20 protein-coding genes are annotated in these 20,975 nt (G+C 63.7%); 2 read left to right on the plus strand and 18 right to left on the minus strand.

Going from position 1 to position 20,975, the window contains the following annotated elements; all coding sequences use genetic code 11:
• Positions 1–488 precede the first annotated feature (488 nt).
• On the plus strand, positions 489–788 hold the full coding sequence (locus B5527_RS19705; RefSeq protein ID WP_079603009.1) for an HU family DNA-binding protein: 300 nt from the start codon (positions 489–491) through the stop codon (positions 786–788).
• Between the two features lie 171 nt (positions 789–959).
• On the opposite strand, the gene B5527_RS19710 is transcribed toward B5527_RS19705, so the two are convergent.
• Positions 960–1,820, minus strand: a complete 861-nt coding sequence (locus B5527_RS19710; RefSeq protein ID WP_079603010.1) for an NAD-dependent epimerase/dehydratase family protein — start codon at positions 1,818–1,820, stop codon at positions 960–962.
• Between the two features lie 834 nt (positions 1,821–2,654).
• Positions 2,655–2,849, minus strand: coding sequence for a hypothetical protein (locus tag B5527_RS19715; protein WP_079603011.1), 195 nt, complete (start codon positions 2,847–2,849; stop codon positions 2,655–2,657).
• Positions 2,850–3,587: 738 nt separating this feature from the next.
• On the opposite strand from B5527_RS19715, the gene glk reads away from it, so the two are divergent.
• Entirely contained in the window at positions 3,588–4,541 is a 954-nt protein-coding gene (glk, locus tag B5527_RS19720) for a glucokinase (RefSeq protein WP_079603012.1), read from the plus strand.
• A 772-nt stretch (positions 4,542–5,313) separates the two neighbouring features.
• Here glk and B5527_RS45750 read toward each other — a convergent pair.
• The 16 genes from B5527_RS45750 to B5527_RS19805 all read right to left on the minus strand — a co-directional run bounded on the left by B5527_RS45750 (position 5,314) and on the right by B5527_RS19805 (position 20,974).
• Positions 5,314–5,649 (minus strand): hypothetical protein, encoded by a 336-nt coding sequence (locus tag B5527_RS45750; RefSeq protein WP_197689320.1) that lies wholly within the window; start codon positions 5,647–5,649, stop codon positions 5,314–5,316.
• A gap of 91 nt (positions 5,650–5,740) precedes the next feature.
• Positions 5,741–6,136, minus strand: coding sequence for a hypothetical protein (locus tag B5527_RS19735; RefSeq protein WP_154072385.1), 396 nt, complete (start codon positions 6,134–6,136; stop codon positions 5,741–5,743).
• Between the two features lie 179 nt (positions 6,137–6,315).
• Positions 6,316–6,942, minus strand: a complete 627-nt coding sequence (locus B5527_RS19740) for an FMN-dependent NADH-azoreductase (RefSeq protein ID WP_079603015.1) — start codon at positions 6,940–6,942, stop codon at positions 6,316–6,318.
• Between the two features lie 27 nt (positions 6,943–6,969).
• Positions 6,970–8,541: an isochorismatase family protein gene (locus B5527_RS19745; protein ID WP_079603016.1), complete on the minus strand. Its 1,572-nt coding sequence runs from the start codon at positions 8,539–8,541 to the stop codon at positions 6,970–6,972.
• Positions 8,542–8,563: 22 nt separating this feature from the next.
• Positions 8,564–9,412: an MBL fold metallo-hydrolase gene (locus B5527_RS19750; protein WP_079603017.1), complete on the minus strand. Its 849-nt coding sequence runs from the start codon at positions 9,410–9,412 to the stop codon at positions 8,564–8,566.
• Positions 9,413–9,444: 32 nt separating this feature from the next.
• Positions 9,445–10,335, minus strand: a complete 891-nt coding sequence (locus tag B5527_RS19755) for an amidohydrolase family protein (protein WP_079603018.1) — start codon at positions 10,333–10,335, stop codon at positions 9,445–9,447.
• Entirely contained in the window at positions 10,332–11,453 is a 1,122-nt protein-coding gene (locus tag B5527_RS19760) for a vWA domain-containing protein (protein WP_079603019.1), read from the minus strand. The genes B5527_RS19755 and B5527_RS19760 overlap by 4 nt, the downstream gene beginning before the upstream one ends.
• Positions 11,450–12,331: an AAA family ATPase gene (locus B5527_RS19765; RefSeq protein ID WP_079603020.1), complete on the minus strand. Its 882-nt coding sequence runs from the start codon at positions 12,329–12,331 to the stop codon at positions 11,450–11,452. The genes B5527_RS19760 and B5527_RS19765 overlap by 4 nt, the downstream gene beginning before the upstream one ends.
• A gap of 7 nt (positions 12,332–12,338) precedes the next feature.
• Positions 12,339–13,361 (minus strand): xanthine dehydrogenase family protein molybdopterin-binding subunit, encoded by a 1,023-nt coding sequence (locus B5527_RS19770; RefSeq protein WP_079603021.1) that lies wholly within the window; start codon positions 13,359–13,361, stop codon positions 12,339–12,341.
• A gap of 1 nt (position 13,362) precedes the next feature.
• Positions 13,363–14,943 (minus strand): xanthine dehydrogenase family protein molybdopterin-binding subunit, encoded by a 1,581-nt coding sequence (locus B5527_RS19775; RefSeq protein WP_079603022.1) that lies wholly within the window; start codon positions 14,941–14,943, stop codon positions 13,363–13,365.
• An 11-nt stretch (positions 14,944–14,954) separates the two neighbouring features.
• A complete protein-coding gene (locus B5527_RS19780) occupies positions 14,955–15,437 on the minus strand; it encodes a (2Fe-2S)-binding protein (protein WP_079603023.1) in 483 nt (160 codons plus the stop codon).
• A gap of 14 nt (positions 15,438–15,451) precedes the next feature.
• Positions 15,452–16,273 (minus strand): FAD binding domain-containing protein, encoded by an 822-nt coding sequence (locus B5527_RS19785; RefSeq protein ID WP_079603024.1) that lies wholly within the window; start codon positions 16,271–16,273, stop codon positions 15,452–15,454.
• 16 nt (positions 16,274–16,289) lie between these two features.
• The gene (locus B5527_RS19790) at positions 16,290–16,733 is read right to left on the minus strand and encodes an SRPBCC family protein (RefSeq protein WP_079603025.1); all 444 of its coding nucleotides are present in this window, start codon (positions 16,731–16,733) and stop codon (positions 16,290–16,292) included.
• A gap of 3 nt (positions 16,734–16,736) precedes the next feature.
• Positions 16,737–17,174, minus strand: coding sequence for an SRPBCC family protein (locus B5527_RS19795; protein WP_079603026.1), 438 nt, complete (start codon positions 17,172–17,174; stop codon positions 16,737–16,739).
• Positions 17,175–17,183: 9 nt separating this feature from the next.
• The gene (locus tag B5527_RS19800) at positions 17,184–20,087 is read right to left on the minus strand and encodes a flotillin family protein (RefSeq protein ID WP_079603027.1); all 2,904 of its coding nucleotides are present in this window, start codon (positions 20,085–20,087) and stop codon (positions 17,184–17,186) included.
• Positions 20,088–20,131: 44 nt separating this feature from the next.
• Entirely contained in the window at positions 20,132–20,974 is an 843-nt protein-coding gene (locus tag B5527_RS19805; protein WP_079603028.1) for a phosphoenolpyruvate hydrolase family protein, read from the minus strand.
• Position 20,975 lies beyond the last annotated feature (1 nt).

The raw sequence follows: 20,975 nt of genomic DNA on the forward strand, positions 1-20,975 counted from the left end.
TGCGCGAATGTATGGAACATATAGCGAACATCGCAAGCCCGCAAGCTACTGAAGATGATGCTTTTGGCTGTAACTGGGATCTGATTGCGCTTGCCCGTGCGTGGCTTTGCCACCACAAACATGTCGATTGCCGCAATGTCCGTCAGATGGTTGTGCAGGAAGCTACGCCAGGTCGGGGAGGGGACTTTGGGCCGCCACGGCATGTATCTCCCATGGCCTGGCTGACCTTGATGCCGAGTTTTGAGCAGCTCAGCTAAGTGTATTTGAGCAATCGACTGTGGTTCGAGCTGCCGTCAGCTCGCACATTGCATCCAACGGTATGAAACGGAGGTCTTCGCAAACGTCATCTGGGAAGCCCAGTGCGGGGTGCGATAGGAAAGCTGGAATGGCCAAGCGCACCAACATAGCTGTGTAGATCGCGGCAGACGCAGTTTCTGGGCGGGATTCCAAATACTGTCCGTGGCGCGAATCAACATACAGGGGACAAAATGGCAGTGCAGATGACAAAGTCGCAGTTGATCGAGAAGATCGCTGCCAACAACGAATTAGCAAAAAAGGACGTTAAGGGGGTTCTGGAGACGCTGGCGACCATCGGCTATAAGGAACTGAAGAAAACTGGCGTATTCCTGGTTCCTGGGTTTGCCAAGTTCGTCGTCATAAAGAAGCCCGCCACCAAGGCACGTGCAGGTACAAACCCTTTCAACGGCGAGCCGATGATGTTCAAAGCCAAACCGGCTCGAAAAATCGTCAGAGCACGCCCGGTCAAGGCAGCAAAAGACGCGGTATGAATTTCAAAGGCCCCTTCTGGGGCCTTTTGCGTTTCAGGGTAGTTCTATGTCTCGACGCGGGAAGAGGCCGAACGCTTAATCCCAACGACGGAGCGCAAGGCCGCTATTCTCCTTAGCCAGATCTCCTCCATCGTTGCAGAGAGAACTTCGTGGGTATCTTGAGGGTCTCGGTCAGACTGGACGGCCTTCGCGCGCGTTCCACAATTGCTCCAGGCCTTCGCGATAGGTCGGGTAGGCGAGTTCGACGCCTAGGTCGCGTTTCAGACGCGCGTTGGAGATCTTATTGTTCGTGGCGTAGAAACTTCGCGCCATCGGCGTCATTTTAGCGGTGGCGAAGTCTTCGGTGGCCGGCGGTTTAATGCCCATCAGCGAAGCTGCGTAGGCGATGACGTCCTGCGGCGGTGCCGGCTCGTCGTCGCAGACGTTCCACGTGCCGCCCTTGTGGTGATCGATCGCCGCCATCGCGGCCTGCGCCGCGTCGTCGACATGGATGCGGTTGAAGACCTGACCAGGTTTGACAATCCGGCGAGCATTGCCGTCGCGTAGCCGCGCCAGCGCGTTCCGTCTCGGACCGTAGATGCCGGCAAAGCGAAGGACCGCGAGCCTGTCGCCGGCGACGTCCTTCCATCGTCGTTCGGCAGTGACCCGTGCATGGGCCCGATCGACCTGCGGCGAGACCGCGGTGTCCTCGTCGATCCACGCCCCGCCGTGATCGCCGTATACGCCGACGGTAGATAGATAAACGACCTGTCGCGCGGTGCTGGCCTCGATCTGCTGGCCGAACGCGGACAATACGGGATCCTCGGACCGCCCCGGCGGCACGGAGACAAGGAGGACGTCGGCTTCCTTGATGCGCGAGGCGATCTCTGAGTGCTCGACGGCGTCGAATAGGTACGCATCGAGCTTCTGTCGATGAAGCCCGTCGCGCTTCTCGGCGTGGCGGACGGTGCCGGAAATCCTCTCGAATTCGTCGGCATAGATGTCGACGAGCCGCAGCGCCGTAAATCCGAATCCGAAGGCGAAAAGCTTCATCCAGTCATCCGATTGATAGCACCCGGATGCAACGCCATCGTGCAGAGGTAATCAACCATTAAAGAGATCGCCTAAGCCAGGATGCTCGTCGGGTCGGCGGGGCCCGATATCCCAAAGAGCCGCGCGTTTTTCATGGATCGAAAGATCATTGATGCTCGCAGGCGCCCACCATAACGAGGAATTGGCAAATATTCCGAACTTCTAGGCATTCCGATAGAGGAGGTTGAAAAGATAGCTTAAATCCGGTCGCAGCAAATCACCGCTGAAACTCGCCATTTCATCTGTGGGCCTTCACGCTTGCGTTTGAATTCAGATTGGAGAAGCCGCTAGGAACTCCCATTGTTCTTGAGCATTCTGCAACGTGGCCATCGCAGCCTTCGGTTTGCAACCCATCTTCGCGATGCTGATGCCACGCTCTACCGTGCAAAGGGAAGGGGCGGAACAGAATCATTGTCAGCAATGTCGTTCCGGCCAAATTACGAACCGCAAATGAATCGAGCCGGATAAGAAAGTCAAAGCCGTAAGGCTGCGTGCTGCCCGACCGGCGCCCCCAGTTGTTCCTGTTCGGAGATCCAACCATCACGGCGCTGGCGCGCCAAAGAGCCTTCATCACATCGTCGCGGCGGGTGAGTTCAGAAGGCTCCGGCCAGGTGACACGGTGCTTCACAAGCGAAGCGTAGATCCGCCCCGCTGCTTTGCCTTTGCGACCTCACGGAGACGGGCGAGACGCACGTTTTTGGAGACGTTGTCTTTCGCTCGGTCCCATCGAGATGCCAAGGGCGGGCAGGGTGCGCAAGCAAGCGCATTAGACGCGACCGGTTCCCCGGATCGCCATCAGGCGGTAACTTCGGTCCGCGTCTTCGCCGCCGCGTCGTAAATGCGAATCTGCAGCATCGGAAACCGAGTTTTCAGTTCGCGGGCTCCATTGGTGGCGCCTTCCATCGTGACGAACTCCGATTTTAGGAGTCCGTCGACTTCGATGCCGTATCCGCTGCCAGGTAGCCCCTTGGCGTCTGTGGGTTGTTTCAAATCGTTTCTCCAAGTGCCCCCGGCTTTCTAAAGCGAGTCGGACATCGGCGCCAGACATGGCTTCGAGGTCGCCCTTGCCGTAAACGGGTTCGACGCGTCGGGGGCTTAGCGCTGCCTCAGCAGCCACGCGCTTGCCGGGGCCGCGACGCAGATCGCGGCCCCGATCGACATCGCGATGCCGATCGCCGTGGAGAGCGAGGATCCAGTAGCGGCCAATGCGGGTCCGAGAACAAGGGTCGCGCCGGAACCGCACGTCCGTGCGACGACGCTGTTGAATCCGGATGCCGACCCCGTATGTCGCGGATCAACCGCCGTAACGGATGGGTGGCGCGGTCACCTTGCTCCGCCGACCGGGCGGCCTTAGCCTCGCGGGCGCGTGCAGGGCTGTGCTCCCGAATAGGGTTCTACGGGAGACGAGCCAACGGACAAATGTGGTCTGGACCCTTCGAATCCGGTCGAGGCCCCCGGCCGAGGCTCCGGCGGCGTCTGGCGGGCCTTCCCGGCTATTTCAGCCGACGGCAGAAATCTCCAGTGTCCGGATGTTGCGGCTGAATTGTCGTTGGATCGCGAAACCGGGCCGGGCTGCCTTAGCTTCCCGATCGCGCTCGGGGACACTTCTGCGCTTCCGACCGCCGTTGGCCGTAAAAGGTGCCGGGCTTCTCCGAAGCGCGCGGTCCGTGGTAGAGGCGGCCACCGGGAAGGCTTTGCCGGCACCGAGGGCGAAAAGGAGGAGATCGATTGGACGGCCGACGCATCATCGGAGACATCGGAGGTACGAACGCACGGTTCGCGATCGCCGAGGGCGGCAAATATCGTGAGCTCATGCATGTGGAGGTCGGCCGATTCGGCTCGCTGCACGACGCCCTGACGGATTATCTCAACGGTCTGCCGCCTGCATTGCGGTCCGGACTCGACGGCGCTCTTGCGGTCGCGCGCCCGGTGTTCGGCGACAGGGTGGCGCTCACGAACCTGGGCTGGTCATTTTCAATGAGCGATCTACGTCGAAGCCTTGGACTGGGCTCGCTGAAGGTTGTCAATGATTTCGCCGCAACGGCAATGGCGGTACCGCATCTGCCCGATGCGGACGTGTTTCCGGTTGGGCCGAGAACTCGGGAGGCCGCCGGTCCGATCGGGATCATAGGTCCCGGCACGGGACTGGGCGTGAGCGCCTTGATACCGGACGGGCGAAAATGGGTGATCGTCGCGGGCGAGGGCGGGCACGTGACCTTGCCGAGCGCGTCTAAGGAGGAGGACGCCATCATCGAGGTCCTGCGCACGCGTTGGAGCCACGTCTCGGCCGAGCGGGTGCTCAGTGGCGCAGGTCTCGTCAGTCTCTATGAAGCGCTCTGCACGATCGACGGCTCCGCGGCGCGGGCGTTGACGCCGGCCGACGTAACTCGTTACGCCATCGGCAGGACTGATCTCCAATGTGTGAAGGCGTTCTCACAGTTCTGCGCATTCCTGGGGTCGGTGGCCGGCGACCTTGCGCTGACGTTCGGCGCCACCAGCGGCATATACATCGCAGGCGGGATACTGCTGCGGTTCAAGGAAGCGTTCGCGTCGTCTCCGTTCCGCGAAAGATTCGAGCGAAAGGGACGTTTCGCCGGCATGCTGGCCAAAATTCCGACCTGTCTCATCCTCGAAGAGTCGCCGGCTCTCCTCGGCCTAGCTCATCTGCCATTGGCAGGCTAGACGCATTTTCCATTTAGGTGGGCAGCATATCCTGCGTTTCGGATGTAGTTGGCGTCCGGCGCGCCGCATGGCCCTTGAAGCAGCCGAGATCGTCCATGTTTGTCAATCGGCGTTGGAATGGGGTCCGCCCATTGCTCCACCGAGCCCCATGGGCTCAAATACCACCGCGGCTCTCCCCATCGCTGGATGAAGCGCGGGGCTCAGACCATCGACACCTTACTCCTTCTCATCGGGACAGATGAAGCAGTGATCAGAGAGGAGCTTCGAGGCCTTTCTCAGAGGCTCGTCGAGCTGCATCGCATAGTGGAAGTTATGATCACGGGCATAAACTTGTGCCTCCGCGGTGAGAACGATCGCGCCATTGACGCTCGCAACCGACGCCTCCGAAACATCGACCTCATCGTTCTTCAGCTCGAATGATCCCACCATCGCACTTAAACGCGGGCGTAGCGGTGATGAAGTCCGCCCAGGATGGCGCGTGAACTGATGACACCGATTCGCTGAACCGGGCGAGAAACCGGCGCATCCTTGTTCAAGGATCGATGCGTTCTGAAGCTATTATAGTAGGCGGAGTAAGATTTCAGAATTCAGCGCAGATGCGCGTCGCCCAGGACAATGACGTGGTCCACGCATTCACGCCGGATCGATCCGATCAGACGTTCGGCAAAAGCATTCTGCCAGGGCAACGCTGGTGTAATGGGCCTATCCCGGATGCCCATGGCGCGCAATCGGCGCATGACGACGCTACCATAGATCCGGTCGCGACCGCGGATCAGGTAGCGCGGCGCTTCATTCCACGGGAATGCTTCTGTGATCTGGCGCGCAATCCATTCGGCCGTGGGATTTGGAGTGACGTTGATCCAGACGAGGTCTCCGCGGCCGAGCGGACGATGACGAAGGCATAGAGCAGGTCGAAACCGATAGTTGGGACAACGAACAGGTCCATGGCGGCGATGTCCGGCGCGTGGTTACGCAAGAAGGTCCGCCATCCCTGGCTGGGCGGCCCCCGCCGTTTGACCATGTACTTGGCGACGCTGGACTGCGCGACCTCAAACCCGAGCTTGAGCAGTTCGCCGTGAGTGCGTGGCGCACCCCAAAGCGGACTCATTCTTGCAGTTTGTTCTTTCGGGCTTCTTGCGAAGGAGCGGACTCGCGGCCGTCCTCGTCGCTTGCCGATTGAAATCTCTTCTGGCGCGCCGTTATTTCAATGACTTGGAACGCAGGCTTTTCCCATCGACAGATGATTTTACGGCCCCGATCCGATTCTTTTGGAAGACATCGTCGCGGCCGAAGTCGCAATTTTCGCGAGCTCGATGTGGGCGCGACGTATTATCCCCGCGTGTACCGGATGCATCGGCTGACGGCAGCCCGCGCGTCCGCTCGTCCAGGGTGCGCTGCGCTTGCCGGTTCAGTTCGTCGGCGAGATAGAGGGCTGCTTCCGGCGGCAACAGCAGTTGCACGAGGCCTGCGTGATCGCCGGCGGTGTCCGAACCCGGTTCATATTGCAACACCAGCTTCAGTGAGCCTCGTTCCTCGGGGCTGAGCACCCAGCCTTGCAATTGCCGAGCCTGCCCCTTTCCCTCGAAATCATCCATGCTCATCTCCTCGGTTTTTGGCATAGCAGCCGCATCCGCCATCAAGGCGTCTCTGGCGAGACCTGCGCTATGCCAAAGGATACGCGTTATATTTAATCGCTTATAGCGCTTCAGTCTGATTCTTCGTTTTCACCTCGATTTGATCAGCGTATCAATCGCTGTGCTGCGATCCGCCTCGTTCAAAACCATGGCGCGATCGCCGTAAGTCTTCGATGCGCCGTTTCGCGCGCTGCCTGCGCCGGCGAGGCGGGGCCCACCGTCGGACCGATCAGGACGAAACGCTGGTCGCTCAGGCCGATGAAACGCAGCACGTCGCGCAAATACGGTGTCGCCATGTCGGTGCGGCCGCGGTTCATCCCCGTCACGAAATCGCCGCCGCTTGCCAGGATGACGAGCGTCGGCCGATTCCTGAGCAGCGGACTGTATCCGCGATTCGGGTCGAAGCTGAAAGTGAGGCCCGGCTGCACGATCAGATCGATATATTGCTTCAGCTTGTAGGGTATCCCGAAGTTCCACATCGGTGTCGAGATCAGTACGCGATCCGCGACCGCGAGGCGCACGACCATGCGTTCGATGACTGCGAAGGCGTCGCGCTGCGGATCGTTGAACGGCCGGTCCGCCTGGCGCGCATATTTCGCTTCCAGTGCCGCGCCCTGGAAATCGGGCAGGCTTTCGCGCCAGAGGTCCAGCGTATCGATGTCCCAGCCGCGATGGGTCTCGTTGAAACGATCGACGAAGGCGTCGGCGCCCGCGCCTGAGGCGGAATCGCGGCGCGGCGACGCACGCAGATGAAAGAGCTTAGGCAAGCGCCCGTTCTCCCGAATTGACGCCCTTCAGCCGAGCGCCGCTATGACCGTATCCGCGTTGGTGACCACCGAAACGTTCTGCAATGCGAAATTGATCGAGGCGTTGTGCCATTCCGGATTCATGGTCGAGCAGCAATCTTCCGGAACGATCATGAAATAGCCCTTGTCGGCGCCGGTACGCGCGGTGTGCTCGACCGACATGTTGGTCCATGCGCCGGTGTTGATGATCATGTCGCGCTTGCCGCTCTTGAGCATCGTCTCCAGCCGGGTGCCTTCCCAGGCGCTCATCCGCATCTTCTCGACGATCAGGTCGCCGGGGCGGGGCTCGAGGCCGGGGACGGGCGCAGCACCCCAACCTCCGCGGACCATGGCATTGCTGTCGACCAGTCCCTCGAACAGCGGCGCGTTGAGCGTCATTCCGGGTGCGCCGGCTTCGACGACAAACCAGACGTGAATGATCATCACGCCGGCCGCACGGGCGGCATCGGCGACCCGGCGGACGTTCTCGACGACGCGCTGCGAGCGCGCATGGACGGGCGAACCGGACTCGGCGAAGGCACCGCCTTCGCCGATCACGTCGTTTTGCATGTCCTGGATGATCATCGCGCAGCGCCGGGGATCGATGCGGAGGTTCTGGCCGGTGGATGACGAACGCTCCGCGCCGCCGGATGACGGTGCCGCCCGGCCGGTTGCGCTCATATAGGGTTCGTTGCGCGGCCCGACCTTGGTGCTGACCGTGTAGACCGAATGGGTCGAGGTCATGAACAGGGTGCGGAAATCCTCGCCGCCCCAGGAGAGGTTGGCCACCAGCTCGGGCACCCGCACTTTGCCGATCAGATCGCCCGGGGGGGCATAAACCCAGACGCCGCCGGGGGCCGTGACCCAGATATTGCCGCGCGCGTCGCATTTCATGCCGTCGGGCACGCCTGCTTCCGATGAGGAGCGGATGCCGCTGGCGAAGACACGTCCATTGGTCAACAAACCGTCGCCCGCGACGTCGAACACGCGGATCAGTGTCTGTACGGTGTCGTTGATGTAGAGGCGCTTCTCGTCGGGCGAGAAGCAGAGGCCATTGGGTTGGTCGAACAGATAGCGGTCGACCAGCAATTGCGGTGCGCCGCCGCCGGGCGGGACGCGATAGACACCCTGGAAGCCCAATTGGCGCGGGCGCTCGACGCCATAGACCGGCATCCGGCCGTACCAAGGGTCGGAGAAGTAGATCGAGCCGTCCGAGCGCACGCAGACGTCGTTGGGGCTGTTGAGTTCCCGCTTCTCGAAATGCGAGGCGACCACCTCGCGCCGTCCGTCCGGCCGCTCGCGGATCAGCGACGAGGTCGCGTGCTCGCAGACAATCAGGTTGAGATCGGCGTCATAGGTCATGCCGTTGCATTTGTTGGAAGGACGGCGCACCTCGGTGACGCCGCGCTTGGCATCCCAGCGGCGCCGCACGTCGGCCGGCATGTCGGAAAACAGCAGATAATGCTCGACCGGATGCCAGATCGGCCCCTCCGTGAACGTAAAGCCGGTGCCTAACTGCCCGACCGGCGCATAGGGATCAATCAGAGCCTCGAACTCGGGCTTCAAGACAGCATGTGTCATTGCCGCAATCCCTCGTTGTCACTCAGGCCGGAAACCATTGGCGCTTGGGGTAGGACTGGACGATCGGGCCCGGAACCGAATCCTGCAGCCGGCCCGTCACGACACCGCCCTCGACCTTGCATGGCCGGTCGTGGATCGGCAGCAGGAAGCGTGCATTGTTGACCAGCTTCTTGATCGCGCCTTTTTCGGCGCGCTTCGACAGGCCATGGTTGCCGGTCGTCTGCGGCTCCGCGTCATGGATTTGCCGGAATGGCTCGACCAGCTGGTCGTTGATATCGTAAAGCACGTCGCCGCAAATCGTCGCCACACCTTCGGCGGTGTGAACATGGATGTTCATCGAGCCCTCGGTATGCGCGCCGGCCGCCTCGAGATAGACGCCGGGGATCAGCTCGACCGGACCGGTGATTTCCAGATCCATCAGACGCAGCGCGCTTTTGGTGTGCAGCCGGTCGATCAGATGTTTGATGTCGGGCGCGGGATATTGCGGGTGCTGCAAGCCGGAGACGGAATATTCCAGCTCCTTGCGATTGACGATGACGGTGGTATTCATCGGAAACAGATCGTCCTTGCCTGCGTGATCAATATGGAGATGGGTGTGGGCGACATAACGTACGTCGCCCATGCGCACGCCGTGTTTGGCAAGCTGGTTCTCGATCATGTTCTCGTGGAACTGCAGTCCGCGCATCCCCAGTGTTTCCATGATCTGGTTGGAGCGATAGCCGGTGTCGACCACGATGGGATAGGGGCCGCCCGTGATGAGAAATCCCAGCGTCAGCACCCGGCGCGTGCGACCGCAGTCACGGCCCAGCACCAGGAAGCTGGATTCCAGTTCAATATCGCCGTAATCGAGAATCTTGATTTCCAAGGCCATGATATCCTCCCCTTTTCGTGCGGGCATTCGCCCTAATTGGTTATCTGATAGACGCGCATCGCCGTGTCATGCAGCACCGCGCGCTGTTGCTGAGGCGACAGACCCTCGAGGGCCCTTCGATGGGCGCCGACCAGATCGCCGTAGGACGTCCAAAGCTTTTCGATCGGAAAGTTCGAGCCGAACAGGCAGCGCTCGGCGCCGAAAATCGAGACGGTTTCGCGCAGGACCTCGGCGATATGCGCGGGGTCGTTGCGGTGCAGGAATGTGCCGAGGCCGGAGAGTTTGCAAACGACATTAGGGCAAGCCCCCAGCCGCACCATGCCGGCGCGCCACTCCGAACGGCCGGCTTGCGAGAGATCTTCCAGCATTCCTGCGTGCTGCAAGACGAGGGTGACGGCGGGGCACGCCTCCGCGAGGCTCGCCGCGTCCGGCATCTGCGAGGCGAAAACCTGGAGATCGAAGCTCCAGTTGTAATCGGCAAGACGCGCCACATTGCGCTGGATCTTCGGATCGAGCGGCAAATCGGGCCACTCGGCAAAGCGATAGAGCGGGTTTTTGTGCCAGTGCAGCTGCATCCGGACGCCGCGCACGAGCTTGTGCCGCGCGAGCCGGTCGAGCTGTGGGCGCACGTCTTCGACGGAAAAATCGGCGTAGGCAACGATGGCGTGCGGCCAGCCGGTCGCATCCGCAGTGCGCTGTACCCAGACGGCTTCGTCCTCGTAACGATCCTTCGGCCAGTTGGTCTGCACATAGACCGATTTGACCACGCCCGACTCCGAAAGATCCGAGCGAAATTCCTCGATCGGATAGTCGCGACGGATTGCCTCGTAGGGCCCAAAAATGCGAGGCTGCATCGGGCCCATCAACCAGGCTAGATCGGCTTGTCGCCAGATGTGGTGGTGGGCGTCGACGATGGGGATCATGCGGCTTTTCCATGGGCTAGTGCGAGGACGTGGTCGACGATCGCCAGCGTTGAGCCGCCGTCGACCATGTCGTCGACGAAACGCGAAATCGCGATCAGGGCTTCGGTCTGCGGCTTGAAATTCCTGCCGACGGCCAGCGGCGTCAGCCAGCTCAGGCGCCAGGCGCGGCGCGAGAGCTTGGCGACCGCGTCGCTCATCGCGAAGGGATCGCCGCGCTCGAGCCCGTCGGAAACGATCAGCACGGCGGCGCCGCGCGCATAGCCGGCAAAGCGAGGCACGGCGAGAAAGGCCTGCAACGCGTCGCCGATACGGGTGCCGCCGTCCCAGTCGCTGACCAGCCGCGCCGCGGCGGCCAGCGCCTGTTCGCGCTGTTTGAAATGCAGTGGCCGCGTCACGCGCGTAAGCCGCGTGCCGAAGGTGAACACCTCGATCCGCTGGCAAGCCTGGGTCAGCGCATGGGCAAGGCGAAGATTGTCCTCCGTGCGTGTCTTCATCGATCCGGAAACATCGATCAGCAGCAGGATTTTCCGCGGGCGCTTGCGGCGCTTCAATCGGGCCAGTTTCAGCACTTCGCCGTCATTGCGCGCGGCGTCGCGCAGGGTTCGCCTGAGATCGACCAGGGGGCCTCGGCGGTCGCGCATGCGCCGGTAGCTGCGCCGCTGCGGCAGACGCGCCGGCGCGTCGCGCGCGAGCTTTCGCAACGCCTCGTCGCGGCCGGCGAGACCGAAGCGGCGCTCGACCAGCGTTTCCACGCCGGTCGCGGCTTCCCCGGACTCATTTGACTCGTCCGACGGTGGCGGCTCGCCTTCGCCGCGCTGCTCGTCCTGCACGCGCACGATGTCGTCGTCATCCTCGGCGTCGCCGAGAACGGGCGCGTCTTCACCGAGGAAATGTATTCGAAACAGCGCATTATAGGCGCCGTGGCGCTCGGGCGGCGGGGCGAGCATGGCGAGGCCGGCGCGGCGGATGTCCTCGGGATGGCGTGGTCCGAGCAGCGATATCGCAGACAGGAACGCGGTCGTCTGTTCCGGCGCGATCGCAAAGCCGTTCGCGCGCAGCAAACTGACGAAGGTGAGGAAAGGCCGCGCGGCGCGCGGCAGCGGATCGAACTCGCTCATGCGGCTGACTCGGCGATCAGGGCGTCGAGCCGGCCCGAAATGAATGCGAGGTCTTCCTCGTCCTTGAGCGCGACGCCGATCGCGCGCTTGAATGCGTCGGGCCAGCGGGCGCCGCCCTGATGCAGCAACGTGGCGGCTTCCGCCCAGTCGACCGCCTCGGCGATTCCCGGCGCCTTGCTGAGGGGTTCGCGCCGCAGCTTGCCGACCGCCTTGACCACGGCGCGGGCCGTCGCCTCGGCCACGCCGGAAGCGCGCATCATCACGATGCGGGCCTCGCGTTCCGCATCGGGATAATCGATCCAGTGATATACGCAGCGCCGCCGCAGCGCCTCGTGCAAATCGCGCGTGCGGTTGGACGTGAGGATCACCACCGGCTTTTCCACCGCACGCAACGTGCCGCGCTCGGGAATCGAGATCTGGAAATCGGACAGGAATTCGAGCAGGAACGCCTCGAACTCCTGGTCGGATCGGTCGATTTCGTCGATCAGCAGCACCGTCGAATCGGGCGCGCGCAGGGCGGCAAGCATCGGCCGTTCGATCAGGAAGGCTTCGCCGTAGATATCGATGCTCTCGTCGCCGGCCTGCCGGATCGCGAGCATCTGGCGCGGATAATTCCATTCGTACAGCGCGGCCGAGGCGTCGATCCCCTCGTAGCATTGCAAGCGGATGAGCTTGCGGGCCAGCACCGCGGCGATCGCCTTGGCGGCTTCGGTCTTGCCGACACCAGGCGAGCCTTCCAGCAGCAGCGGCTTGCCGAGGGCGAGGGCGAGATATGCCGACGTCGCGATCGCCTCGTCGGCCAGATAAAAGGCCGAACGCAGCGCGCGCTCCAGCGCCTCAGGACTGTCGATGCCGACGATGTTGGAGCGGATTGCCATGATCCGATTAGCGCCTCGCCTGCGGCCGGGCGCCGCCCTGGGCGCGGATCGCGCGCAGTACCTTTTCCGGCGTGATCGGCAAATCGTCGATGCGGACGCCGACCGCGTTGAAGATCGCGTTGGCCACCGCGGGCAATACCGGATTTGCGCACATCTCGCCCGGCCCCTTGCCGCCGAAGGGCGCATCGGGTGCCGGTCGCTCCAGCACAGCAATGTGGTGCGGGCAAATGTCGCCCGGGCCCGGCATCAGGTATTCGGTGAAATCGCGCGGTCCGTGGCTGATGTCGGGATAATAGGGTTCCGGGGTTTCGTAGAGCGCGTGGCTTATGCCCATCCAGGCGCCGCCGACGAGCTGCTGCTCGACCATTCGGGGGTTGAGGGCGCGGCCCAGTTCATAGGCGCTGTCCATCTTGATCATCGCGACTTCGCCGGTTTCGTCGTCGACCTCGACTTCGGCAACAAGACAGGCGTGCGCGTAGCAGGTCGCGGGCGACATTTCGCCGGTTTCCGGATCGACGGCCGACAGCGGAACCAGGAAAATGCCGCGCCCGGATATGGTGCGGCCCTGCTTGAACTGCGCGGCGATGGCGACGTCCTTGGTCGAGATCGAACGATGCGGCGCGCCCTTGACGTGGATGTTGCCGCGCCCATCGGTCTCGAGGTCGGCGACGTTGACTTCCAGCTCTTCGGCCGCCGCCTCCATCATGACGCCGCGCGCCTCCTGGGCCGCGGCAATCACGGCATTGCCGACGCGATGCGTGCCGCGCGAGGCGAAGCTGCCCATGCAGTGCGGGCCGGTGTCGGAATCGGCGGTGTCGACATAGACGTCCTCGACGGGCACCCCGAGCGTTTCCGCGCAAATCTGCCGGGTCACGGATTTCATGCCCTGTCCGAGATCGATCGATGACAGCGCCACCGTGAACTTGCCGCTCGGATTGGAATGAACCAGCGCCTGGCTGGGGTCGCCGCCCAGATTCATGCCGATCGGATAATTCATCGAGGACATGCCTCGGCCGCGAAGCTTGGCCATGTCAGCGTCTCCTTCCGAAAACCGATGAAAATCGCGTTGCGCCGTGCGAACTCGCCGCCGGGGCAGGGGAGGGCGCGGGTGGTGGCGGCGGAGGCGGAGTGGGCTCGGGCGGCGCGAAGGCCGCGCGATCGTAGCTGGTGCGCTGCTGCGCCGCGGGCCGGGCGGCTGCGATCGCATCGCGCGGCGTCAACGGAATTTCCGCGCGCTCGCCGCCGCCGTCCTTGCGCGAGGAGGCGCGCCTGAATTCCTCGCCGATCTTCCACTTCGCCTTTTCGGCGGCGACCTGGACGCATTCGATCAGCGCCGTGTTCTTGGCGATGCGCCGGTGCGCCTTCATGTCGCCGTCGCGATAGGCGTTGAGGATCCGGAACTCCATCGGATCCATGCCCACGAGATGAGCGAGCTTGTCCATCTGGCATTCCAGCGCGAAATCGAGCGCCGTGACGCCGAAGCCGCGCATCGCCGTCGACGGCGTGCGGTTGGTGTAGGCGCAAAATACTTCCGCATGAACGTTGGGAATGGTGTACGGGCCCGGTATATGCGCGACGCATTTGATGACGGCGTAGCTGGAAAGCCTGGTATAGGCCCCGCTGTCGAAATAGCTGCGCACCTGCCGCGCCATGATCCGGCCGTCGCGCCGCACGCCGTCCTTGACGTAGATCCGCTCGGCGCCGCGCGGCGAACCGAATTGCATCTCTTCCTCTCGGCCGAACACGTAGCGCACCGGCCGACCGGTCAGCATCGCGCCGAGAATCGCCAGCGGCTCGGTCATGGTGTCGACTTTGCCGCCGAATCCGCCGCCGACCGTGCCGCCGATGAAATGCAGCTTGTTGGAAGGCACATCGAGGATCTTCGCGCAGGTGTCGAGCGAAAAGAACAGCGCCTGCGTCGAGGTGTAGACGACGTAGCGGCCGTTGGTATCGGGAGCGGCGATCGAGCCGTTGGTCTCGGTCGGCGCATGCTCGATCGGCGACATCTGGTAGCGCTGTTCGAGAACGTGGTCGGATTCGGCGAACCCGCGCTCGACATCGCCGAAGCGAAGCTTCTGGTGGTCGTACTTGTCGTGAAAGGTGAAGCTGTTCTTGGGATAGGTCTCGTTCACCACCGGCGCGCCGGGCTTGAGGGTCTCCTCGACGTCAAACACCGATGGCAGCGGCTCGTAATCGACGCGGATCGCGGCCAGCGCCTCGAACGCCTCGCGATGGCTGTCGGCAACGACCGCGACGATCGGCTCGCCCTTGTAGCGCACCTTGTCGACCGCCAGCGTCGGCTCATCGTCGATGCCGAAATTGATCAGGCTGAGCAGCGTGTTGAGATTGCGCGGCACGTCGGCACCGCGAATGACGCGGCGCACGCCGGGCATCTTTTCGGCCGCCGCGACGTCGATGCGCCGGAGGCGGGCATGGCTGTGCGGGCTGCGCAGCACCTTGAGGTGCAGCATGCCCTGCAATTTGTGATCGTTGAAATAGGTCGAGGTCGCGGTGACATGCCCGAGCATGTCCTGGCGCTGCGTGCCCTTGCCGATTTCCTTGAGATTGTCGTCGCGCTCGTCGGCGAAAATATCCTTGCGAAGCTCGAACATGGCGGGACCCTTCAGGCGCGCGTGCCGCCGCCGCCGGTGGCGACGGACAGAATGGCGTTGATGATGGGCTCATAGCCCGTGCACCGGCAGATGTTGCCGCCGATCGCCTCGACCACATCCTGCCGCGACGGCTGCGGGTTTCGATCGAGCAGCGCCTTGGACGCCATCAGCATGCCGGGCGTGCAATACCCGCACTGCGCCGCGAAATGCTCCATGAAAGCCGTCTGCAGTGGATGCAGCGCCGGCCCAGTCTTCAGGCCGTCGGCGGTTTGCACCGAACGGCCCGCGACCGATTCGGCGAGCGTTATGCAGGCCAGATGCGCCTCGCCGTCGATCAGCACGGTGCAGGTGCCGCAGCCGCCCTGGCCGCATCCGAACTTGGGCGAGTGATCGCCGACGCCGTCGCGCAGCGCGACCAGCAGATTGTCGCCGCCCTCGACGAACACGGCAACGTCGTGGTCGTTGTGCCGGAATTGTAAAGCGGTTTTGGCCATGGCTCCGATCCCCTTCAGGCTTCCTGGCCCAGCAACAGGCGGCGCAGATGCACGCCGGCGACTTCGCGCCGATACCATGTGCTGGCGATCGCGTCGGTGGCCGGTGACGTTCCCTCCGCGGCGAGCGCGCCGGCAGCGGCGACTCCGGCTTCGTCCAGGGTCTTGCCTTCCAGCGCGCGTTCGGCCGATTTGGCGCGGATCGCGGTGGGTCCCATCGCGCCAAGGGCGATGCGCGCGCCGGAGACCCGTCCACCCACATTGGGCACGTGGACGGCGAGCGAAATCACCGAGGCGCCCTTCGGTTTGACGCGCGAAATCTTGCGGTAGCGAAACGCTTCGGCACTGGCGGGCCGTTCGCAGGAAACGCTTGTCACCACAGAACCGGCGGCGCGGTCGCGCCCCGCGAGAAACTCCTCCATCGGCATTTCCCGCACGCCGTAGCCGCCCTGTACCGAAACCGTGGCATCAAGCGCGAGCAACGCCACGGCAAGATCGCCGAACGGGGCGGGAGCGAACAGATTGCCGCCGACTGTCCCCATGTTGCGCACCGCCGGGCCGCCGATCGAGCGCGCCACCGGATGCAGGAAGGCGAGATCGCGCTCGCGCAGGATCTGCGCCAGCGTCACTCCCGCTCCGATGGTGACGCGTCCTCCGCTTGCGCGAATAGTGCCCAGGCTGCGGTCCTGGACCCGCACGATGGTCGAAAACGAAAGGTCGCCCTCGTTGAGCGCGCGCATCACCAGTGTGCCGCCGCCGATATATCGCGCGCCGCGTTCGGACGACAACGCGCCGGCGGCCTCGGGAATCGTCGCGAATGTCTTGACGCTCACAGGCATGATGAGAATTCCTTGTTCATGCCGCCTCGCTCACATGTCTGCGGACGGCATCGAAGCCCGCCTGATAGATTTCCTCGCCTACCATCGCGATGAGCCGTTGTTCCTCGCCCGCGCGGGTGGTGAAACGGCATTCCCAATGCCAGAACGTGCGGTCGCCGTCGGTGACCGGCAGCAGGCGGACATGGGCGACATAGTTGAAGAGCGGGATCGGCGTATCCAGCAGGCAATAGCTGAAGCTCTGTTCGAGATCGGACAGCGCCAGCAACTGCTCGCGCAATTCGGCGCCGTCCGCCAGCCTGAAGCGGCGGACGCAGCCAATCTTGTCGGAGGGCTGGCCGCGTTCGATCGCGCTGGTGGCGACGGCCGGGTGCCAGCGGTCGTGGCCGTTGAAATCGCGCAGTACGTTCCAGACGCGATCGGTCGGCGCGTTGATGATCGTGCTTTTGACGATCTTCGGCATCTGTCAGCCCCCGAACGCGCGCTTGAGCGCGTCGAAGCCGCCCTGGAACACGCCGCCGCCGATGGTGGCGATGAGTTCGGTTTCGCGATCGGGCGCGCAATCGAACTCGGCGGTCCATTCGACGAATGTGCACTCGCTGTCGGTTACCGGCGTCAGCCGCAGCGTGGCGACGTAATTCTCCACGCCCATCGGCGATTCCAGGATCGAATAGGTGCAGAACATCTCGTAGTCGGAGAGGCCGAGCAACTTCTCGCGAATGCGGTCGCCGTTGCGCAGGCGAAAATCCCGGACGCAGCCGATCTTGTCGGCGGGCTCGCCGCCCTCGATGCGGCTTTCGCCGATCGCGGGATGCCAGTTCGGCAGGCCGTTGAAGTCGCGCACCCGCGCCCAGACCCGGTCGGAGCGGCCGTTGATCACGCTGGAAACATAAACTCGCGCCATGACCCTTCCTCAAGATTTCTTGCGTGACGAACCGCCGCCGGCGGCGGGAGCGTCGGGATTACCGCCGGACGGCGGCAAAACATCAGGTTCTCTTTTCGGGGCAGCCTCCTTGCGGATACCTTGCAGGTCACGGGCCTCACGTATGAGGCCCTGCATTTTCGAGAGGCTGCCGCCTTCGATGCCGATCTCGGACAGGACCGAGTCGATCAGCGGCGCCTGCACGCGATAACGCAACGCGGAATCGATCACCTCGTCGGTCGCGTTGCGTCCGCCGCCGCCGCCGCCGCCCGAGCCGGAGCCGTTGAGGCCGTCGACATGCAGGATGCGGATGCCTTCGATCTTCTCCATCGGCTTGACGCTCTCCCGCACGATGCCTTCGATGTGCTCGAGCAGCTTGCGCTTGAACAGCGACTGGCGCGCGCCGTCGGTGAGCACGTTCTCGGCCTCGTTGATGAGTTTCTGCGCCTCGGCCTGCACGGCGGCGCGGATGCGCTCGGCCTCCGCCGCGATGCGGGTCTCCTCGGCTTCCTTCTCCGCGATGAGAACCTCGATGGTCTTGCGGCGCCGCGCGATCTCGCTGTCGCGCACGGTGATGGCCTTTTCCTGGGCTTCGGAGGCGTGCGCCTTGGCGTTTTCCGCCTCGGCCTGCGCGGCCGAATGCTCGAGCGACTTCTGGTAGAGGGCGATCGCCTTTTCCATCAGCGCCGTCTCGACTACCTTCTCACGGTCGACTTCCAGCTTGCGCAGATCGCGCTCGCGCGACACGCGGGCTTCGTCTAGGCCGCGATCGGAAGCGATGCGGGAGCGCTCGACTTCCTCGCGTGAGGCGATTTCGGCCTCCTGCAGCGCCTGGACGCGGGCGATCTCCAGTTGCTCGATCGCGCGCCGCCGCTCCAGCCGCGCGGCTTCCATGACCTGCTCGCGCTCGACGTCGCTCTTCTCGACCTGCTGCTTGGCGAGGATTTCGGCCTGGCGCACCTGCCGGTCGGCACTGATGCGTTCCGACTTCTTCGAGGACAGCGCGATGATCCGTTCCTCGTCGGCGATTTCGATCGCCTTCTTCTGGTCGATGTTCAGCACCTCTCGCGTCTTGGCGGAAGCGATGCGGTCGGCCTCCAGCGCCAGTTCGACGCCGATGCGCTGGCGCTCGATCGCGTCGCGGCGCTTGAGTTCGGCTGCGTCGAGCATTTCGGAGCGAGCGATCTCGAGACCCCGGGTATCGCGATCGGCCAGAATGCGCTCGGCGGCGACCATCTTCTCCTGAGCGATCTTGGCGGCCTCGATGGCCTCCCGCGCCCTGATCTCCGCGGATTCGATGCTCTGATTGCGGGCGATCTCGAGGCCGCGGATTTTCTCTTCCGAGGCGATGCGCGCGGAGGCGACGACGTGGCGCGAGGAAACCTCGGCCTTGTCGAGCGTTTCGTTGCGTTCGATTTCGAGCGTGCGGGTTTCCTGTTCGGCCTGAATGCGCTCGGCGGCGAGCAACTGCTCCCGCGCGATCCTGGCCGCCTCGGTTGCCTGCTGCGCGGCGATTTCGGCCTCCTCGATCGCCCGGGTGCGGGCGATTTCCAGCGAACGGGTGCGTTCTTCCGACGCGATGCGTTCGGCGTTGATCGATGTCATCTGCACGATGCGCAGCTTTTCCGTCGCCTCGCGGGCAGCGATCTCGGCTTCCTCGACCACGCGGGTGCGCTCGATCTCGCGCCGCCGGGTTTCTTCCTCGTTGACGATGCGCGACTCGCTGACCGCGCGCTCCTGCAGGATGCGCGCCTTTTCGACGGATTCGCGCGCCTGAATCTCGGCTTCCTCAATCGTGCGGGTACGCTCGATTTCCTTCTGGCGGACCTCGCGCTCGGAGGCGATTCGGGCGGTGTCGACCGATCGCTGATTGGCGATCCGCGCCTTCTCGATGTCCTCGCGGGCGGAAATCTCGATTTCCTCGACCGCGCGGGTACGCTCGATTTCCTTCTGCCGAATTTCCCGTTCCGACGCGATCCGGGCCTCGCTGATCGCCTGTTCGTTGGAAATGCGCGCCTTCTCGATGGTCTCGCGGGCGGAAATTTGCGCCTGCTCGGCCTCGGTCTCGCGCAGCGCGCGCTCGCGCGCAACCTCGGTGCGCTGCATGGCGCGCCGCACCTCGATATCGCGCTGCTGTTCGAGCCGCGCGGCTTCGCTGTCGCGCTCGATGTCGAGCGCCTGGCGTTCGGCCTCGAGGTTGCGGGTGCGGATGCGGATCATCGAATCCTGTTCGATGTCGTTGCGCAGCTTGCGCTTGGCCTCGATGTCTTCCATCAGCCGGGTCAGGCCCTCGGCGTCGAAACGGTTGGAAGGATTGAAGAATTCGAGGTCGGTCTGGTCGAGATCGGTGATCGCGACGGATTCCAGTTCGAGCCCGTTCTGCGCGAGCGCTTCGGCGGCGGCGGCCTTGACCCGCGCGACATATTCGCCGCGCTGCTCGTGCATCTGCTCCATCGTCATTTCCGACGCGACGGAACGCAGCGAGGAGACGAATTTGCCGGAAAGCAGGGCGTGGAGGCGCTCGGGCTCGAGCGTGCGCCGGCCCAGCGTCGCCGCCGCAATCGAGACGGCTTCGCGCGTCGCCTGCACGCGGACATAGAAATCGGCCTCGATGTCGATGCGCATGCGGTCGCGCGTGATCAGCGCGCCGCCCTTCTCGCGCACGATCGCCATCGGCAGCACATTCATGTTGACCGGGGTAAAGTCGTGGATGAACGGCAGCACGAAGGCGCCGCCGTCGATGACGACCCGCTGGCCGAGGAAGCCGGTGCGTACGAACGCGACCTCCTTGGACGAGCGGTGGTACAGCCAGTTCACGACATAGACGAACACCACGATGACGATGATCGCGATGATCAGCCATAGGATCAGCGTGCCAATCAAAAGACCCGACATCTTCCTTACCTCCCCAACAGGCCGCTCCTGGATGCGACCCGAATTCAGACTTCCTGGTTTCGGCCGATGGCCTTGAACCGTTTGACCTGATCGGTCAGCGCGCGCTCGACCGGCAGGCGTTCCATCGAGGACGCGCCATAGAATCCATGGCAGGTCTTCGTATGTTTCATGATGAAGTCCGCGTCCGCGGGCTCCGAGATCGGCCCGCCATGCGCGAGCACCAGAATATCCGGCCGGGCGCGCAGGGCCGCTCCGGCCCAGGCGTCGATCAAAGCGGGGCAATCCGCGAGTTTCAGCGCGGTTTGCGCTCCGATCGCGCCGCCGGTGGTCAGGCCCATGTGGCAGACCACGATGTCGGCCCCGGCGCGCGCCATCGCTTCGGCCTCGGCTTCATTGAAAACATACGGCGTGGTCAGCAGATCCTTGGCGTGCGCCCTGGCGATCATGTCGACCTCGAGCGTGTAGGACATGCCGGTTTCTTCGAGATTGGCGCGGAACGTGCCGTCGATCAGGCCGACCGTCGGGAAGTTCTGGACGCCCGAAAACCCCAGCGCCTTGATCTCGTCGAGGAAGACGTCCATCTGCCGGAAGGGATCGGTGCCGTTGACGCCCGCGAGAACCGGCGTTCGCCGCACCACCGGCAGGACTTCCCGCGCCATGTCGACGACGATGGCATTGGCGTCGCCATAGGCCAGCAGACCGGCGAGCGAACCGCGGCCGGCCATGCGATAACGTCCGGAATTGTAGATCACGATCAGGTCGGCTCCGCCGTCTTCCTCGCATTTGGCCGAGAGGCCGGTGCCTGCGCCGCCGCCCACGATCGGCTCGCCGCGCGCGACCATCGTGCGGAACCTTTCGAGCAGGGCTGAACGTTCGAATCGGGGCATG

The sequence above is a fragment of the Bradyrhizobium erythrophlei genome (assembly GCF_900129425.1).
Classification (GTDB): domain Bacteria; phylum Pseudomonadota; class Alphaproteobacteria; order Rhizobiales; family Xanthobacteraceae; genus Bradyrhizobium; species Bradyrhizobium erythrophlei_C.

Coding starts and splice junctions, on each gene's coding strand:
- B5527_RS19705 (WP_079603009.1), top strand. CDS start 489: ATGGCAGTGCAGATGACAAAGTCGCAGTTGATCGAGAAGATCGCTGCC.
- B5527_RS19710 (WP_079603010.1), bottom strand. CDS start 1,820: ATGAAGCTTTTCGCCTTCGGATTCGGATTTACGGCGCTGCGGCTCGTC.
- B5527_RS45750 (WP_197689320.1), bottom strand. CDS start 5,649: ATGAGTCCGCTTTGGGGTGCGCCACGCACTCACGGCGAACTGCTCAAG.
- B5527_RS19735 (WP_154072385.1), bottom strand. CDS start 6,136: ATGGATGATTTCGAGGGAAAGGGGCAGGCTCGGCAATTGCAAGGCTGG.
- B5527_RS19745 (WP_079603016.1), bottom strand. CDS start 8,541: ATGACACATGCTGTCTTGAAGCCCGAGTTCGAGGCTCTGATTGATCCC.
- B5527_RS19750 (WP_079603017.1), bottom strand. CDS start 9,412: ATGGCCTTGGAAATCAAGATTCTCGATTACGGCGATATTGAACTGGAA.
- B5527_RS19755 (WP_079603018.1), bottom strand. CDS start 10,335: ATGATCCCCATCGTCGACGCCCACCACCACATCTGGCGACAAGCCGAT.
- B5527_RS19760 (WP_079603019.1), bottom strand. CDS start 11,453: ATGAGCGAGTTCGATCCGCTGCCGCGCGCCGCGCGGCCTTTCCTCACC.
- B5527_RS19765 (WP_079603020.1), bottom strand. CDS start 12,331: ATGGCAATCCGCTCCAACATCGTCGGCATCGACAGTCCTGAGGCGCTG.
- B5527_RS19770 (WP_079603021.1), bottom strand. CDS start 13,361: ATGGCCAAGCTTCGCGGCCGAGGCATGTCCTCGATGAATTATCCGATC.
- B5527_RS19775 (WP_079603022.1), bottom strand. CDS start 14,943: ATGTTCGAGCTTCGCAAGGATATTTTCGCCGACGAGCGCGACGACAAT.
- B5527_RS19780 (WP_079603023.1), bottom strand. CDS start 15,437: ATGGCCAAAACCGCTTTACAATTCCGGCACAACGACCACGACGTTGCC.
- B5527_RS19785 (WP_079603024.1), bottom strand. CDS start 16,273: ATGCCTGTGAGCGTCAAGACATTCGCGACGATTCCCGAGGCCGCCGGC.
- B5527_RS19790 (WP_079603025.1), bottom strand. CDS start 16,733: ATGCCGAAGATCGTCAAAAGCACGATCATCAACGCGCCGACCGATCGC.
- B5527_RS19795 (WP_079603026.1), bottom strand. CDS start 17,174: ATGGCGCGAGTTTATGTTTCCAGCGTGATCAACGGCCGCTCCGACCGG.
- B5527_RS19800 (WP_079603027.1), bottom strand. CDS start 20,087: ATGTCGGGTCTTTTGATTGGCACGCTGATCCTATGGCTGATCATCGCG.
- B5527_RS19805 (WP_079603028.1), bottom strand. CDS start 20,974: ATGCCCCGATTCGAACGTTCAGCCCTGCTCGAAAGGTTCCGCACGATG.